17 protein-coding genes are annotated in these 14,612 nt (G+C 63.7%); 12 read left to right on the plus strand and 5 right to left on the minus strand.

Annotated elements, in window-relative coordinates; translation table 11 throughout:
* Together F600_RS0114220 and F600_RS0114225 are read left to right on the plus strand one after the other, a co-directional pair.
* Positions 1-573, plus strand: a complete 573-nt coding sequence (locus F600_RS0114220; RefSeq protein ID WP_018161289.1) for a hypothetical protein — start codon at positions 1-3, stop codon at positions 571-573.
* Between the two features lie 114 nt (positions 574-687).
* Positions 688-1,560 (plus strand): MaoC family dehydratase, encoded by an 873-nt coding sequence (locus F600_RS0114225; protein WP_018161290.1) that lies wholly within the window; start codon positions 688-690, stop codon positions 1,558-1,560.
* Here F600_RS0114225 and F600_RS30475 read toward each other — a convergent pair whose 3' ends face one another.
* Positions 1,561-1,881 carry a hypothetical protein gene (locus F600_RS30475; RefSeq protein ID WP_018161291.1) on the minus strand — a complete coding sequence of 107 codons (321 nt, stop codon included), beginning with the start codon at positions 1,879-1,881 and terminating at the stop codon, positions 1,561-1,563.
* 138 nt (positions 1,882-2,019) lie between these two features.
* Between F600_RS30475 and F600_RS0114235 the strand changes: the two genes are divergently transcribed.
* Positions 2,020-2,202, plus strand: coding sequence for a CsbD family protein (locus tag F600_RS0114235; protein ID WP_026306537.1), 183 nt, complete (start codon positions 2,020-2,022; stop codon positions 2,200-2,202).
* Positions 2,203-2,241: 39 nt separating this feature from the next.
* Here the strand turns inward: F600_RS0114235 and F600_RS31655 are convergent, their stop codons facing one another.
* On the minus strand, positions 2,242-2,385 hold the full coding sequence (locus F600_RS31655) for a hypothetical protein (protein WP_018161293.1): 144 nt from the start codon (positions 2,383-2,385) through the stop codon (positions 2,242-2,244).
* 63 nt (positions 2,386-2,448) lie between these two features.
* Positions 2,449-4,401 (minus strand): glycoside hydrolase family 15 protein, encoded by a 1,953-nt coding sequence (locus F600_RS0114245; protein WP_018161294.1) that lies wholly within the window; start codon positions 4,399-4,401, stop codon positions 2,449-2,451.
* A 170-nt stretch (positions 4,402-4,571) separates the two neighbouring features.
* On the opposite strand from F600_RS0114245, the gene F600_RS0114250 reads away from it, so the two are divergent.
* The 5 genes from F600_RS0114250 to F600_RS0114275 all read left to right on the plus strand — a co-directional run bounded on the left by F600_RS0114250 (position 4,572) and on the right by F600_RS0114275 (position 8,805).
* A complete protein-coding gene (locus F600_RS0114250) occupies positions 4,572-4,751 on the plus strand; it encodes a hypothetical protein (RefSeq protein WP_018161295.1) in 180 nt (59 codons plus the stop codon).
* Positions 4,752-5,106: 355 nt separating this feature from the next.
* Positions 5,107-6,138 (plus strand): sulfate ABC transporter substrate-binding protein, encoded by a 1,032-nt coding sequence (locus F600_RS0114260; protein ID WP_018161296.1) that lies wholly within the window; start codon positions 5,107-5,109, stop codon positions 6,136-6,138.
* A 37-nt stretch (positions 6,139-6,175) separates the two neighbouring features.
* Positions 6,176-6,997, plus strand: a complete 822-nt coding sequence (gene cysT, locus F600_RS0114265) for a sulfate ABC transporter permease subunit CysT (protein WP_018161297.1) — start codon at positions 6,176-6,178, stop codon at positions 6,995-6,997.
* Positions 6,994-7,812, plus strand: coding sequence for a sulfate ABC transporter permease subunit CysW (gene cysW, locus F600_RS0114270; RefSeq protein ID WP_018161298.1), 819 nt, complete (start codon positions 6,994-6,996; stop codon positions 7,810-7,812). The genes cysT and cysW overlap by 4 nt, the downstream gene beginning before the upstream one ends.
* A complete protein-coding gene (locus F600_RS0114275) occupies positions 7,813-8,805 on the plus strand; it encodes a sulfate/molybdate ABC transporter ATP-binding protein (RefSeq protein WP_018161299.1) in 993 nt (330 codons plus the stop codon).
* Here F600_RS0114275 and F600_RS0114280 read toward each other — a convergent pair.
* Positions 8,766-9,857 (minus strand): sensor histidine kinase, encoded by a 1,092-nt coding sequence (locus F600_RS0114280; protein WP_018161300.1) that lies wholly within the window; start codon positions 9,855-9,857, stop codon positions 8,766-8,768. The two genes, F600_RS0114275 and F600_RS0114280, sit on opposite strands and share 40 nt — an antisense overlap.
* 10 nt (positions 9,858-9,867) lie before the next feature.
* On the minus strand, positions 9,868-10,542 hold the full coding sequence (locus tag F600_RS0114285) for a response regulator transcription factor (protein WP_018161301.1): 675 nt from the start codon (positions 10,540-10,542) through the stop codon (positions 9,868-9,870).
* A gap of 87 nt (positions 10,543-10,629) precedes the next feature.
* Here F600_RS0114285 and F600_RS0114290 point away from each other — a divergent pair, with 87 nt between their 5' ends.
* The 4 genes from F600_RS0114290 to F600_RS28365 all read left to right on the plus strand — a co-directional run bounded on the left by F600_RS0114290 (position 10,630) and on the right by F600_RS28365 (position 14,563).
* Positions 10,630-11,205 (plus strand): M15 family metallopeptidase, encoded by a 576-nt coding sequence (locus F600_RS0114290; RefSeq protein ID WP_026306593.1) that lies wholly within the window; start codon positions 10,630-10,632, stop codon positions 11,203-11,205.
* Positions 11,202-12,200 carry an endonuclease/exonuclease/phosphatase family protein gene (locus tag F600_RS28360; RefSeq protein ID WP_018161303.1) on the plus strand — a complete coding sequence of 333 codons (999 nt, stop codon included), beginning with the start codon at positions 11,202-11,204 and terminating at the stop codon, positions 12,198-12,200. Before F600_RS0114290 ends, F600_RS28360 begins: the two co-directional genes overlap by 4 nt.
* Before the next feature lie 342 nt (positions 12,201-12,542).
* On the plus strand, positions 12,543-12,815 hold the full coding sequence (locus F600_RS0114300; protein ID WP_018161304.1) for a hypothetical protein: 273 nt from the start codon (positions 12,543-12,545) through the stop codon (positions 12,813-12,815).
* A gap of 101 nt (positions 12,816-12,916) precedes the next feature.
* The gene (locus tag F600_RS28365; protein WP_081628846.1) at positions 12,917-14,563 is read left to right on the plus strand and encodes a PQQ-dependent sugar dehydrogenase; all 1,647 of its coding nucleotides are present in this window, start codon (positions 12,917-12,919) and stop codon (positions 14,561-14,563) included.
* Positions 14,564-14,612 lie beyond the last annotated feature (49 nt).

Genomic DNA, 14,612 nt, shown 5'->3' on the forward strand with positions numbered 1-14,612 from the left:
ATGACGCTCGTACAGGACATTTTGGACGCCGAGTACCGACTGGTCCGAGCACCGGCGGCTTTCGTCGAGCGGACGTTGGCCAGCCGTCTGCCGGAGGAGTCGATTCTTCGATTAGGCGCCGAAGGTGGCCTCGGAATAATGGACACCGTGGCGGGACGGGTGACCGGCAACGCTGTCGTCAGCCGGCGCGGTCGTGCGTTGATCGAGCAGGTCAAATCCTCGATTCGCGCGCGATGGGATGAACGGCGTGCGTCTCACCTCCGGAATCGCGCTGAATCGCAGCGTGCGCGAAGTTACGCCCACGCTCGTCGCACGGAGGATCTGGCTCACGCCGAAGCGATGAATACCGTCGACAGCACGCTCAATGACCTGGTGCAAGACAAGGTCGAGGCGTCAGTCTCGGCGGTGGACACGGCGACTGCCAGGTCGCTCGATGCCCGGGACCGTGTCGAACGGCGATCGAACGTGGCGCAGGAGAACCGGAAGCTCGAAGCGCAGCGAGAACACGACGCCGAGGCTGGGCGACATGAGGCGGAGTTCTGGTTGGGTGTAGCGGATTCCAACAAGAGCTAACGCACGTTGAGGCACGGCGGCACCGACAAGGTGCCGCCGTCCCGCTTGTCTAGACTGATCGTTCTACTCGGCCTAAGGTGAGCTGAACGCCCTCGACGAAAGGTCACGCGTCTCATGAGTTCTGGAACCGCAGTTCCGCTGAAGCTTGTTCGCTATCAGCTGCCGATGATCAAGACGCTCGGCCAGATCATGGTCAGTTCGGTCCTGCCGGGTGGTCGCAAGTCCAACCCCGCCACCTTCGAACCCGTGACGACGACGATCGACGCGCTTCCCGAAGCACTGGTCGACAGCTACGTCGCGTGGTCCGGTGCGACCGGCGACTACTCGAGGACTCTTCCGCCGCACATGTTCTCGCAGTGGGCGATGCCGGTGGCGTCGCAGATTCTGCGCCAGAGCCGGTACAACCTGGCGAGCGTTCTCAACCAAGGCGTGACGATGCAGGTCAACGGCGAAATCCGCCGCGGCGAGCCGATCATCGTCACGGCTCGCCTGCACTCTCTCGAGGAGACGCCCACCCGAGCCCGCGTGAGTGTGGCGCTGGATTCGGGCAACGCGGACAACCCGACCGCGGTCAGCGCGATTCTGCACTGCGTTTTCCCGCTGCCCGGACCGAAGGAGCCCAAGACCGAGCGCGCGGAAGCGCCGGTCGCGTGGAAGAAGGTCGGCACATGGCGTACCGAGAGTAGTGATGGGTTCCGGTTCGCCCTGCTGACGGGCGATTTCAACCCGATTCACTGGATCGGTCTGGCCGGCAAGATGTCGCCGTTCGGGCGCACCGTCTTGCACGGCTTCGGGATGTTCGTTCGTACCTACGAGTCGCTGGCGGCGAGCACGCCCGTCCATGAGATCGACGTGCGCTTCCTCAAGCCGGTCTCGTTGCCCTCGAACGACTTGAGTGTCGAAGTCGGGCCCGCAGATGCCGACGGTAAGTCACCCGTCCGCCTGGTGAGTGGGGACAAGCTCCACATGGCGGGAACGTTCAGCTAGCTACGCGCCGTCGGAACTGCGCCACAGCCGGCGTAGTCGCGGCGGTACGCGCCGCGGGGTGTGTCGCATGACGTCCTTCATCCGGCCGCGCTCGTAGAGCACCCACGCCAGTCCGCCGACGACGGAAATGACACAGATAGCGAGAGAAATCGCCATCCAGCCCATCAGATCATTGGCTGCCGCGATGACTGCGAGAGCGAACGTGACGAGGCCGAGGCCCAACAGGATGTATCCGGGCTCGGTCTTCGGATCCATCAGCGGGTCGCCCGGTTTGCCGATCGTCGACGGATCGTTCGCCCGTAGGTCGTCTGGACGGTCCATATCGTCGTGCCCCCAAAAGTTCGATTTCTCGTGCTCTTGTTGGCGTACCCGGCAGCCAGTGGGCTAATCGGTTCGTTTGAAGACCACATCGCCGGGTACCGCGTCCGAGGAGCCGTTTACGGGGTAGGAGGTCGAGCGATGGTTGACAGGAAGCACCTCGAAGAGGAAGCCAAAGCGACAGTGGAGCAGGCCAAGGGCGCCCTCAAGGAGACCGCGGGAGGAATCCTCGGAAATCCGGCGTTGGCGGCGGAAGGCCAGGCCGAACGTGAGCTCGGCGACGAGCACAAGCGCGATGAGCGACGCCGATCAGGCCTGAAGTAGAACGAAAACGGTGGCGAGCACACAGCTCGCCACCGTTTTTCAGTCCAGCGGGCGATCAGGCGGATGCTTCTCCCGCAGCGTCTTCTGCTTCGGTATCGGCTCGAGGCTCGGTGTCTCGGCCGATGAATGGAGGGCATCCTCCGTCCGGCTCCGGAACTTCGAGAAGAACTTTTTGAGACCCATCGCGATGTCTCCTTCCGCACTGGCTCTACCGAAGAAGTACCCTGCTCCGAGCGTGGGAAACGATCAGCCGCTGGCGTGTGCCGGGTTGAACCGGCCCGCACGAGCGGCCTCCTCCGCGCGGATGACGTGCATGATCGCGTTGATCTGGGCCAGATGCGTGAACGCCTGCGGGAAGTTACCGAGGTGGCGTCCGGTCCGGGTGTCGATTTCTTCGGCGTACAGGCCGAGGGAGCTCGCGTATCCGAGAAGCCGTTCGCACAGGTGGCGGGCCCGATCGAGTTCGCCGATCTCGACGAGAGCCGAAACGAGCCAGAACGAGCAGATCGTGAACGTCCCCTCGACGCCGGTCAGCCCGTCGTCGGTCTCTTCCACCTTGTACCGCAGGACCAGGCCGTCCTCGGTGAGTTCGTCCGCTATGGCCAGAACCGTCGCACGGATTCGATCGTCGGTCGGTGGAAGGAATCGCAACAGCGGCATGAGCAGCAGGGACGCGTCGAGCGCATCGGTTTCGTAGTGCTGGGTGAACACGCCTCGCTTGTCGACCCCGTTTTCCAGGACGTCGGCTTTGATCTCCTCGGCGAGCGCACTCCAATCCTCGGCGTACTTGGTTTCGCCGTGCATGACGGCGAGCTTGCTGCCGCGATCGAGCGCAACCCAGCACATGACCTTCGACGAGGTGAAGTGCTTGGGCTCACCGCGCACTTCCCAGATCCCGCAGTCGGGGTCCTTCCAGTTCGCGATCGCCTCCTCGACCTGCACCTTCAGCATCGGCCACAAGGTTTCCGGCACCTGCTCGCGAGACTTCACATGCAGGTACACCGAGTCGAGCATCGTGCCCCAGACATCGTGTTGACGCTGGTTGTACGCGGCGTTGCCGATTCGCACCGGCTTGGCCCCGTCGTAGCCCGACAGGTGATTGAGTTCGAACTCTTCGAGCGTGTGCTCACCACCGAGTCCGTACATCACCTGCATCGGCATGGGGTCGACGTCGTCGTTTCGGTGGCACGCGTCGGAGATGAAGGCGAAGAAATCGTCGGCTTCACGGTCGAGTCCCAGCGTGTAGAGACCCCACAAGGCGAAGGTGGAGTCCCGGACCCACGCATACCGATAGTCCCAGTTACGTTCTCCGCCTGGCGTTTCCGGTAGGGAGGTGGTGGACGCAGCGGTGAGTGCGCCGGTCGGTGCGTAGGTGAGCCCCTTGAGCGTGAGCGCGCTGCGCTGCAGGAACAGTCGCCACGGATGGTCTGGGAACCTGCCGATGGTGATCCACTGACGCCAGCCTTCGGTCGTCATCCACATTTTGCGCGACGCTTCCTCGTACGTCTCGGGTGCGGGGAGTTCCGACCAGGAGAGGGCGACGAAACACTTTGTACCCTCGGTCATTCGAGTTCGAGCGCGGGCTTCCCGGCCTTCGAGGCCCAGCCGGAGATCGGTGGTGAGGCGCATCGCCGGATGTTCGTCGGGCTTGGTCGATGCGGCCGCGGTGGCTTCGCCGTAACCGTCGCCGGTGTAGGTCCAGCGGGCCCCGGCGCGGTGGTAATCGAACGAGGGCTCACATCGAACTTCAAGCTCGACCACGCCGTTCACGCAGTGCACGGTGCGCAGGAGAATGTGCTCGGCGTCCCAGTCCATCGGCGTGCGTTTGTGTGTCTTGGATCGTGTCTTGGTGTTGTGCCAAGGGCCCAATACGAGCGCATCGCGCACGACAATCCAACCGGTCTCGGTCTGCCACGTTGTCTCGAGGATCATGCCGCCGGGTAGATATCGACGCGCGGACGGAACGTTGACACCGTAGGGGCCGACTCGGAAGTGGCCGGCACTGCGATCGAGGAGGGCTCCGAAAACGCTGGGGGAGTCCGGTCGGGGCACGCACATCCACTCGAGAGACCCGTTCGGGGCGATGAGACACGTTGTCTCGCAGTCGGATAGGAACGCGTACTCGTCGATCGGCGGGAACGACGTGCGATGGGAAGACGTCGGTGCCACGGATTTGCTCTCCGGACCGTCCGCGAGCATCGCGGGTGGAGTCGTAGGCGGTGATTCGCGTTTACGCTTTCGGGTGCTGCCATTTTGGCCCTTGGGAGGCTTTATGGCTTCGTCGATCTTTTCTTCTGTATCCGCCATAGCTCAATGCTTCCCGAGATCGGCTTCACATGCCATGGTCCGCCGTGCATTAGGCTGAGGCGGTGGCAAGCGTCGGCGAGTGGTGGGACTCCGTCGAACTGTGGATCGCGGGCCTTCCGTTCATTCCGCAGTTCGTGCTGGTGCTCGCGGTTCTGATTCCTGTTGGTTTCGGAATCGCTTGGCTTCTAGACGTTTTGGTGAATGCGGTGTTGGCCGCTCTGGGTCGGGGGTTTGAACGCTGATGCCACGCTCCCGGGTGACCCAGGCCCTGCTCGCTTTGATCGTGCTTGTCGTTATTGCGTGGTTCGTCTCGCGCTACGCGTAAACCCTCTGCTAAGGTTGCCGGCGTGTCACGAGTTGCTCAGCACCCAATGCGCCAGGACCTGGCGTTCATTGGCATGAGCACGTTCGCTGTGGCCGATGTCAACTGTTGCTGTTGTCGCTAGATAGTCCTAGCGATTCAACCAGCACGGGTCTGACGTCATCTCCATGTCTTTCTGCGTCGAATTGACGCTCATTCGCCGTACCGGTTGAGCTGCACAGTTGTTCTTGCTCATGATTTCTTTAAATCACCTGCCCGGAAAGGCTCTAAACCCCATGAGGATTCGTACCTCTCTCGTAGCAACAGCCATCGCGTCGATCGCCGCGGTCGGACTGACTGCTTGCTCTGGTGGTTCCAGTGACACTGCTGGTGCCCCGGCACAGGGCAACAATGGCAGCGGCGGCGTCATCAACCTCTACTCGTACTCGATCACCAAGGGTGCTTTCGACGCAGAGGCCACCGCGTTCAACAAGACCGACGCCGGCAAGAACGTCACCTTCCAGGCCTCGTACGGCCCGTCGGGCGACCAGTCGCGCAAGGTCGAGAAGGGTGCTGCGGCCGATTACGTCCTCTTCTCGCTGGAGCCGGATGTCACCCGCCTCGTCAAGGCCGACCTCGTCGACACGACGTGGGCCGATGACGCCAACAAGGGCATCCCGGCCGGTTCGGTCGTGACGATCGTCGTGCGCAAGGGCAACCCGAAGGGTATCCACGACTGGGACGACCTGCTCAAGGAAGGCGTCGAGGTCGTGACCCCGAACCCCTTCAGCTCGGGTGGTGCCAAGTGGAACCTGCTTGCGCCGTACGCGGTCAAGAGCGACGGTGGCAAGAACCCGCAGGCCGGCCTCGACTACATCAAGGACCTGGTCACCAACCACGTTCACGTTCAGCCGAAGTCGGCACGTGAAGCGACCGAGACGTTCCTGCAGGGAACCGGCGACGTCCTGATCAGCTACGAGGCCGAGGCGATCCAGTCCGAGAAGAACGGCGACCCGGTCGAGCACGTCAACCCGGCTTCGACGTTCAAGATCGAGAACCCGGGCGCGGTCCTCAAGACCAGCAAGAACCTGGAGAAGGCCAAGGCGTTCCGCGACTTCCTGTTCTCGAAGGACGGCCAGCGAATCTGGGCGCAGTCCGGCTTCCGCCCGGTTGACCCGTCGGTTTTGGCAGAGTTCTCGAAGGAACTGCCGACCGTCGGCAAGCTGTGGACGATCGCAGACCTCGGTGGCTGGAAGAAGGTCAACGACGAACTGTTCGCCGAAGGCACCGGTTCGATCGCTCAGATCTACGACGCCGCGACCAAGTAACGCCTCGGTTCCTCGGGAACTGATTCATAAGGGAGTCATGACAATTCGTTTCAAACGGCCGAAGGTCCGCGGCACCGTGGGACCGGCCGGCATCGCCACTGCGGTGTTGTGGCTGAGCATCATCGTGTTGCTTCCACTAGCCGCTCTGACCTTCGCGTCGTTTGACGAAGGAATCACTGGGTTCTGGGACGCGATCACCGCTCCGACGGCGATCGCGTCCCTCCAGGTGACCGTCGGTGTATCGGTGGTCGTGGCTCTCATCAACGCCGTGATGGGGACCCTGGTTGCCTGGGTCCTCGTCCGCGACGAATTCCCGGGCAAGGGAATCGTCAACGCACTGATCGACCTGCCGTTCGCCCTGCCGACGATCGTCGCCAGCATCGTCCTGTTGGCTCTCTACGGACCGCAGAGCCCGGTTGACATTCACCTGAACGCGACGCGACCGGGACTCGTGGTGGCGTTGCTGTTCGTCACGCTGCCCTTCGTCGTCCGCTCGGTCCAGCCTGTTCTGCTCGAGGTCGACCGGGATGTCGAACAGGCGGCGGCATCGCTGGGGGCCAACAACTGGACGACCTTCCGTCTGGTCATCTTCCCGGCGCTCGCACCGGCCATTCTCGGTGGCGCCGGACTGGCCTTCGCCCGAGCGATCGGCGAGTACGGTTCCGTCGTCCTCATCGGCGGCAACATTCCTCGCCTCACGCAGATGTCCTCGCAGTACATCCAGCAGCAGATCGAGATCGACCGCCCGACGAATGCGGCCGCGGTGTCCGTGGTGCTGCTGGCAGTGTCCTTCGCGGTGCTCCTGATCCTGCGTCTGGTGTCTCAGCGCAGCCTGCGCCGACAGGCGGCGTCGGTATGAAACTCTCACCGCTGACGCGTATTTCGCTGCGCACGGTGGCGCTGGGCTACCTGTTCATCCTGCTCGTGCTGCCGATTGCGGTCATTCTGTTCCGCACGTTCGAGCAGGGCTTCATCGCCTTCTACAACTCGGTCAGCACCCCAGCCGCCATCTCGGCGCTGAACCTGTCGCTGCTCATCGTGGCGATCGTGGTTCCGCTCAATGTCGTCTTCGGTGTATTCACCGCGATCGCGCTCGTTCGCGGTCGATTCCCGGGACGCAGCCTCATCCAAGGTGTCGTCGATCTTCCGTTCGCGGTGTCGCCGATCGTCGTCGGTGTCTCGCTGATCCTGCTGTGGGGTGCCGGCGGCTGGTTCGGCTTCCTCGAGTCGTGGGGATTCAAGGTCATCTTCAGCCTGCCCGGCATGGTCATCGCGACGATCTTCGTGACGTTGCCGTTCGTCGTGCGCGAGGTCGAGCCGGTGCTCCACGAGATCGGCGAGGACCAGGAACTCGCGGCCGCGACGCTCGGCGCCTCCAACATGCAGACGTTCTGGCGCATCACGCTGCCGGCGATCCGGTGGGGATTGACCTACGGCGTCGTCCTCACGATCGCGCGATCGCTCGGCGAGTTCGGCGCGGTGATCATGGTGTCGTCCGGTTTCCCCGGCGTCTCCCAAACGCTCACGCTGCTCGTGCACGCGCGCTACATCGATGACCACAACACCTTCGGCGCCTACTGTGCGGCGACACTGCTCATGGGAGTTGCGCTCATCACGCTGCTCTTCATGACGGTTCTCGACCGCAAGCGCGCCAACAAATCAGGAGATTCGTAAATGATCACCGTCATCGGTGCGAACAAGCATTACGGCGACTTCAAGGCGCTCGACGACGTGACCCTGGAGATCAAACCGGGTTCGTTGACCGCCCTGCTCGGGCCGTCAGGTTCGGGCAAGTCGACGCTGCTGCGGTCGATCGCGGGACTCGAGGCCCTCGATTCCGGAACCGTTCAGATCCACGGCAAGGACGTCACGAACGTCGTTCCGCAGAAGCGGGACATCGGCTTCGTGTTCCAGCACTATGCCGCGTTCAAGCACATGACCGTCCGCGACAACGTGGCGTTCGGCCTCAAGATCCGCAAGCGTCCCGCCGACGAGATCAAGAAGAAGGTCGACGACCTGCTCGAGATCGTCGGTCTCGACGGCTTCCAGCATCGCTACCCGGCGCAGCTTTCCGGTGGCCAGCGTCAGCGCATGGCGTTGGCTCGCGCGCTGGCGGTCGATCCGCAGGTGTTGCTGCTCGACGAGCCGTTCGGTGCACTCGACGCGAAGGTTCGTGCGGACCTGCGTGCGTGGCTGCGACGACTCCACGAAGAGGTCCACGTGACCACGGTTCTCGTGACGCACGACCAGCAGGAAGCACTCGACGTCGCCGATCAGATCGCGGTTCTCAACAAGGGACGGATCGAACAGCACGGCACACCGGACGAGGTCTACGACCGTCCGGCGAACGAGTTCGTCATGTCGTTCCTCGGGGATGTCGCCAAGCTCAACGGTCACCTCGTCCGCCCCCACGACATCCGCGTGGGCCGCAACCCGAAGCTGTCGGTCGCGCAAACGGAGGGGACCGCCGAATCCGCGGGAATCACTCGTGCGACCGTCATTCGTGTCGTCTACCTGGGTTTCGAGGTTCGCGTCGAGCTTCGCAACGCCGCCACCGGGGAGCTCTTCACGGCGCAGATCACCCGCGGTGACGCCGGTGCGCTGCAGTTGCAGGAAGGCGAGACCGTTTACGCCCGTGCGGTTCGGATTCCCGCGCTGGGAGTCTGAGGCAATTCCACGCTGATGTGCAGCCCACCGGCAGCACGCGGTGTGAGCGTGAGGGTGCCGTCGTGGGCTTCGGTGATCGTCTTGACGATCGCCAGGCCCAGGCCGACTCCAGCGTGGTCACTATGGATGCGTTGGGTGCCGCGCTGGAACGGTTCGGTCAGCGTCGAGACCAGCTCCGGGCTCAAGAACTCACCAGTGTTTTCGACGGTGAGCACGACAGTCGTCGGTCGCACGTGGGTTTTGACCCAGACCGTGCCGTAACCGTGCGCGTTGTGGACGATCGCGTTGTGCACGAGGTTCATCGTGAGCTGCAAGAGAAGTGCCGATGACCCGACGGTCGGAGTGATGTCACCGCTGGTCTCGATGGTGACGCCATGCTTTTCGGCGAGGGGGAGAAGCGTCTCGGTGGCTTCCTCCGCAAGGAGGGACAAGTCGACGCGTTCGCGCGCGAACGAACCCTGTTCGGCGCGGCTGACCAGGAGCAAGGCCTCGGTGAGGTCGATGGCTCGGGTGTTGACGGCCTGTAAACGGTCGATGAGAGCGCTCGTGTCGCGGTCCGGATCGTTGCGCGCCACGTCGAGTACGGCTTTCGTGATAGCGAGCGGGGTGCGCAACTCGTGCGATGCGTTGGCGGCGAATCTCTGCTGTTCGGCGACGTGCGCTTCGAGTCGGGCGAGCATCGCGTCGAAGGCGTCGGCGAGTTCGCGGAATTCGTCGCGGCTGCCGGGCAGCTGAATGCGGTGCGAGAGCGATCCGCCTGCGGCGACCCGGGTGGCGTCGGTGATTCGGGCGAGAGGGGCGAGCATGCGTCCGGCCAGAATCCAGCCGCCCGCCAAGCCGAACAGCAGGAGAAAGCCGAGCATCCAGACCACCTTCGGTACGAACGCGCGCTCGAGGTCTCCGCGATTGGGAATCCATCCACTCGGCCCGAGAATCACGTCGTTGTCGGGGACATACCGCAGGAGGAAGACCCAGACGACCGCGAGCAACAGGATTCCAGCGACCATGAGAAACCCGGCGTAGCTGAGGGTGAGCTTAAGCCGAACGCTCAAGCCGGGATCTCTATGCATCCGTGTCTCCGGTGTCGATGCGGTAGCCCACCCCGGCCACGGTGGCGATGATCCACGGCTCGCCGAGGCGCTTACGCAAGGCCGAGACAGTGATGCGTACGGCGTTGGTGAATGGGTCGGCGTTCTCGTCCCAGGCGCGCTCCAGAAGCTCTTCCGCGCTGACAACCCCGCCTTCGGCCGCGGTCAGGACCTCGAGCACGGCGAACTGCTTTCTGGTCAACGCCACGAAGCGACCATCCCGATAGACCTCGCGACGGAACGGGTCGAGGCGCAGGCCTGCGAGTTCGCGCACGGGAGGTCGGCTGTAGGCCCGCCGGCGGTCGAGCGCTCGCAATCGGAGGACGAGTTCCTGGAGTTCGAACGGCTTGGTCAGGTAGTCGTCGGCGCCGAGTTCGAATCCCGACGCCTTGTCGTCGAGTCGATCCGCGGCAGTGAGCATGAGGATCGGCATGCCAGTGCCGGAGGTCACGATGCGTTTGGCGACCTCGTCGCCGGATGGCCCTGGGATATCGCGATCGAGAACGGCGATGTCGTAGGTGTTGATGCTCAGTAGTTCGAGGGCGGTGTCACCGTCGCCCGCTATGTCGGACGCGATCGCTGCCAGGCGTAGTCCGTCGCGGATCGCCTCTGCCAGATAGGGCTCGTCCTCGACGATCAACACACGCACTTCTTCGATGCTACGAGCAGGTGCATATCGTCGGCATATCGAAATTCGCATACGGGCTCGCAACATCGCGATGCCTTGACTGGTCGTATGTCTCAATCTCGACCATTAGCTCGATGGCTGCTCGGTGCCGGCCTTGCTGTTGCCATCGCCGCCTGCACGTATCAATTGCCGAAGTCCTACACGGCGACGTCCATCGCGTACGTCCTTCACGGCTCGGTTGGGGAGGCGGACGGTGTCGTCTCCCGCGACGTATCGGTCTTCGACAGTTCGATGCCGGCCGTGACGAACCTCGATGCGGACCTCCTCGGCGCACTTCGGCACGCATCCACCGATGCTGGAATCACGTTCTCCGTCAGCAGCGGGTGGCGTTCTCCGGAGTACCAGAACCAGCTTCTGCGCGATGCGGTCGCCACCTACGGATCCGAAGCCGAGGCCGCGCGGTGGGTGGCGACCGCCGCCACCTCTCAACACGTGAAAGGTGCGGCGGTCGACATCGCCAACGCCGATGCGACCGCGTGGCTTTCCCGGCACGGCGCCGAGTACGGGCTGTGCCAGATCTACGAAAACGAACCGTGGCACTACGAACTGCGCCCGAAGGCAGCTGGATCCGGGTGCCCAGTGATGTATGCGGACCCGACGCAGGACCCGAGGACGCAGCAGTGATCGACACGCATACGGAGGTCCACGTCGAGCCTCGTCCCAAGCGTGGTTGGGCGATCGCGGTGTCGGCGCTCGTGCTCGGGCTGCTCCTGTGGGGGCATGCGGAGATCCCTCAGATCGGGAATCTGGGCAGCCTCGTCGAAAGCTTCCTGCCTTGGTTCGGCCTGTTGATTCCGGTGTTGCTGGTCGGTGCCCTCTGGCGCCGGTCTGTGGTTGCGGGAGCTGCGCTGTTGATTCCGATCATGCTGTGGCTCAGTCTTTTTGGCTCGGTCATGGACAGCAAGGCCCAGCCTGGCGGCGACCTCACGGTGGTCAGTCACAACGTCAGTGCCAACAACGCGGACCTGGTTGCCACGGCACACGACCTCATCGCATCGGGTGCGGACCTGCTTGCGCTGGAGGAGATGACGCCCGACGCGGCGGCTACCTACGAGGCCCAGTTGGCGCAGGCCTATCGCTACCACGCGGTATGGGGCACGGTCGGGCTGTGGAGCAAACTGCCGATATCGGAGAGCGAGACGATCGACGTCAAAGTCGGCGTTCCACCGCCGACCGCGACTCTCGTGTCCACGGATGGAGTTCCGATTCGGGGGATGCGGGCCACGGTGGTTACCGCTCGCGGGCCGGTGGCGGTTTATGTGGCACATCTGGGATCGGTCGGAGTGAACCCGCGGGCGGGCTTCTCGACGTATCAGCGTGACGCGGGCGCAGAAGCGCTCGCCAAGGCGATCGCCGCTGATCCGAACGAGAGGGTGCTGCTGATGGGCGACCTGAACGGAACGATGGACGATCGTGCGTTCGCCGACCTTGCAGACAAGCTGACGTCGGTCCAGGTCGCGGCGGGGGATGGGTTCGGCTTCAGTTGGCCGGCGACGTTCCCGGTGGTCCGGATCGACCAGATCCTGGTCCGCGGCGTGACGCCCAAGAGTTCGTGGGTGCTACCGGCGACGGGGAGTGACCATCGTCCGGTCGGGGCGCGTATATCGCTTGTCGCCTAGCAAGACCCTGTCTGGTTTGGGGCTGGTGTGACTAAGTGCACGTCACCCAAACTGACGACGTTTTCCGGCTAGCCTCTCCCACGGCAGCGTTAGCTGCGCGGTAGCGGTAACGAGGAGGGGACTGTTATGCGCAAGGTTCTGGGTATGGGTAGCGCGGTTGTCTGACTGGCGCTGGTAATCGCATCGCCGGCGACAGCACAGGCCGGGAAATTCAACGATGAATGGTCAGCCACTGCTGACTGCGGGGGGACAGCGGTCGATTACACCACGACGTCGTGGGGGACCTACGTATTCAAAGGCGGGGACGGGTCTCGATACTCCGCGAGCGCCCACAACACGACTGTGTGGACCAACACTGCGACCGGCAAGGTCGTCACCGAGTATCAGAATTTGAGCTCGAACGGCGGCGTCACTGTCGACGCAGACGGCCAGACCAACATCGCGCTCTTCGCGGGCTCGACCCGGTTCGTCGACGCGGGCGGACGGACTGTCGCATCCACTGCTGGCAGCACAAAGAGCACTCTTGTTCTCGATCCGAATGGCTACTACGTGTCGAGTGATCTGGACCAGCACGGACGCCAGGAATTCGTCGACGTCTGCCAACTGGTGAGCTAGATCCACGGCAAGTGGCGCATACGTCACAAGCTGACTACATCAACTGATGTGAGTGGCACGGCGACAACGCATCTCGTGATTACTGGAGCATTCTCTCAAGTGTGGAAATCCGGCATTTCGTACGCCTGACCGTGTCTGTGGCGCTCGCGGCGGGAGCGCTCTCGGTGGCCGTCCCCGCGAATGCTGCGACGGCGCTCCCAACCCTGTCGGTCACGGCTGAACTGAGCAATCTCGATCGTCCGTGGGACGCGATCGCCGCGCCCGACGGCACGATCATCACCGGCGAGAAGACCGGCCGGTTCGTCCTCAAGGAGACTGGCGGCGCAATTCATTCCGTCGCCGGCGCAGTCCCCGGATTGTGGGTCAGCGGCGAGACCGGGCTCATGGGACTCGCTCTCGCCACGGACTTCTCGACGACCCGGAGGCTGTTCGCATGCCACGGATACAGCGCGTCGGGCACGACGGATATTCGAATAAGCGCCTTCACGATCGGGGCCGACTGGAACTCGGTGACGTATGCGGGATCTGTGCTCACCGGCATCGACACCGACAGCGGCCGGCACGGCGGCTGCCGAATTCTTGCGCATCCGGACGGCACGCTTTACGTCGGCACCGGCGACGCGGCCGTTGGCACGAACCCACAGGATCCGACGTCGCTGGCCGGCAAGGTTCTGCACATCACGACGTCCGGTCAACCTGCTCCCGGAAATCCGACGGCATCGAGCCCGATCTTTACGCTCGGCCACCGAAATGTGCAGGGGTTGGCCATGCGGGTCGACACCGGGTTCATCTACTCGGTTGAGCACGGGACGGATCGCGACGATGAGATCAACCGGCTCGTCCCCGGCGGGAACTACGGCTGGCGTCCGGATCGCACGGCGTACGACGAGACGGTCCCGATGACCGACAAAGTCCGAGTGCCCGGAGCGCTCGATGCCATCTGGAGTTCCGGCGAACCGACCCTGGCGACGTCGGGCGCGGCGGTCGTTCAAGGCGCGGCGTGGGGAGGCTGGGGCGGAGCTCTCGCGGTCGCGACCCTGAAGGCGCAGAAGCTGATGCTCGTGAAGCTCGGGCTCGACGGTCAATCGGTGACCGAGACAGCATTTCCGCCGGCTTTGAACGGCACGAACGGCCGGCTGCGGAGCGTGACGTCAATGCCCGACGGGTCGTTGCTCATCACCACGGACGCGTCGCCCGATGGCAAAGTGCTGCGTGTCCGACCAGTCGAAAACGTCAGTTCACCCACGCTGACCGGTACGCCACCGCGCGGACTGGTCAAGCGGCCCTACGACTTCCAATTCGCAGTCGGGGGAGGACCGACCACGACGACGCGGGTGACGAGCGGTGCCCTGCCCGCCGGCTTGAGCCTGTCTTCGACGGGCAAGCTCAGTGGCGTGCCGACGAAAACCGGCTATTTCAATTTCCGGGTGACCGCGAGCAACTCTGCCGGTGCCGTGACGAAGCTGTACCGCCTCCAGATCGCCACGCAGCAGGCGAGTATCACCGGTAGTCCTCCGGCTGGGACGGTCGGCGTCCCATACCGTCACGAATTCACGGTGACCGGTGCTCCGCCGCCCGTCGTGTCTCTGGCGAGTGGACAGCTGCCCCCGGGTCTCACGATCTCGTCCAGCGGCGTGCTCGAGGGAACCCCGTCCGTGGCGGGCGAATACCGGTTCAGCCTGCGCGCCGACAACGGAGTCGGATTCCGGCCACCAGTGTTCGCCTTCACGCTGACGATTCGTACGTAGGCCAAAACAAATTCGCCCGCCTCTCGATCCGATCGAGAGGCGGGCGAAT

Source organism: Smaragdicoccus niigatensis DSM 44881 = NBRC 103563 (assembly GCF_000380645.1).
In the GTDB taxonomy this organism is placed as follows: domain Bacteria; phylum Actinomycetota; class Actinomycetes; order Mycobacteriales; family Mycobacteriaceae; genus Smaragdicoccus; species Smaragdicoccus niigatensis.

Bases quoted from the DNA above. Each gene is read 5' to 3' on its own strand.
- F600_RS0114245 (WP_018161294.1), bottom strand. From the start codon at position 4,401: ATGCTCGCGGACGGTCCGGAGAGCAAATCCGTGGCACCGACGTCTTCC.
- F600_RS31655 (WP_018161293.1), bottom strand. From the start codon at position 2,385: ATGGGTCTCAAAAAGTTCTTCTCGAAGTTCCGGAGCCGGACGGAGGAT.
- cysT (WP_018161297.1), top strand. From the start codon at position 6,176: ATGACAATTCGTTTCAAACGGCCGAAGGTCCGCGGCACCGTGGGACCG.
- F600_RS0114260 (WP_018161296.1), top strand. From the start codon at position 5,107: ATGAGGATTCGTACCTCTCTCGTAGCAACAGCCATCGCGTCGATCGCC.
- cysW (WP_018161298.1), top strand. From the start codon at position 6,994: ATGAAACTCTCACCGCTGACGCGTATTTCGCTGCGCACGGTGGCGCTG.
- F600_RS0114290 (WP_026306593.1), top strand. From the start codon at position 10,630: ATGTCTCAATCTCGACCATTAGCTCGATGGCTGCTCGGTGCCGGCCTT.
- F600_RS30475 (WP_018161291.1), bottom strand. From the start codon at position 1,881: ATGGACCGTCCAGACGACCTACGGGCGAACGATCCGTCGACGATCGGC.
- F600_RS0114225 (WP_018161290.1), top strand. From the start codon at position 688: ATGAGTTCTGGAACCGCAGTTCCGCTGAAGCTTGTTCGCTATCAGCTG.
- F600_RS0114235 (WP_026306537.1), top strand. From the start codon at position 2,020: ATGGTTGACAGGAAGCACCTCGAAGAGGAAGCCAAAGCGACAGTGGAG.
- F600_RS0114220 (WP_018161289.1), top strand. From the start codon at position 1: ATGACGCTCGTACAGGACATTTTGGACGCCGAGTACCGACTGGTCCGA.
- F600_RS0114275 (WP_018161299.1), top strand. From the start codon at position 7,813: ATGATCACCGTCATCGGTGCGAACAAGCATTACGGCGACTTCAAGGCG.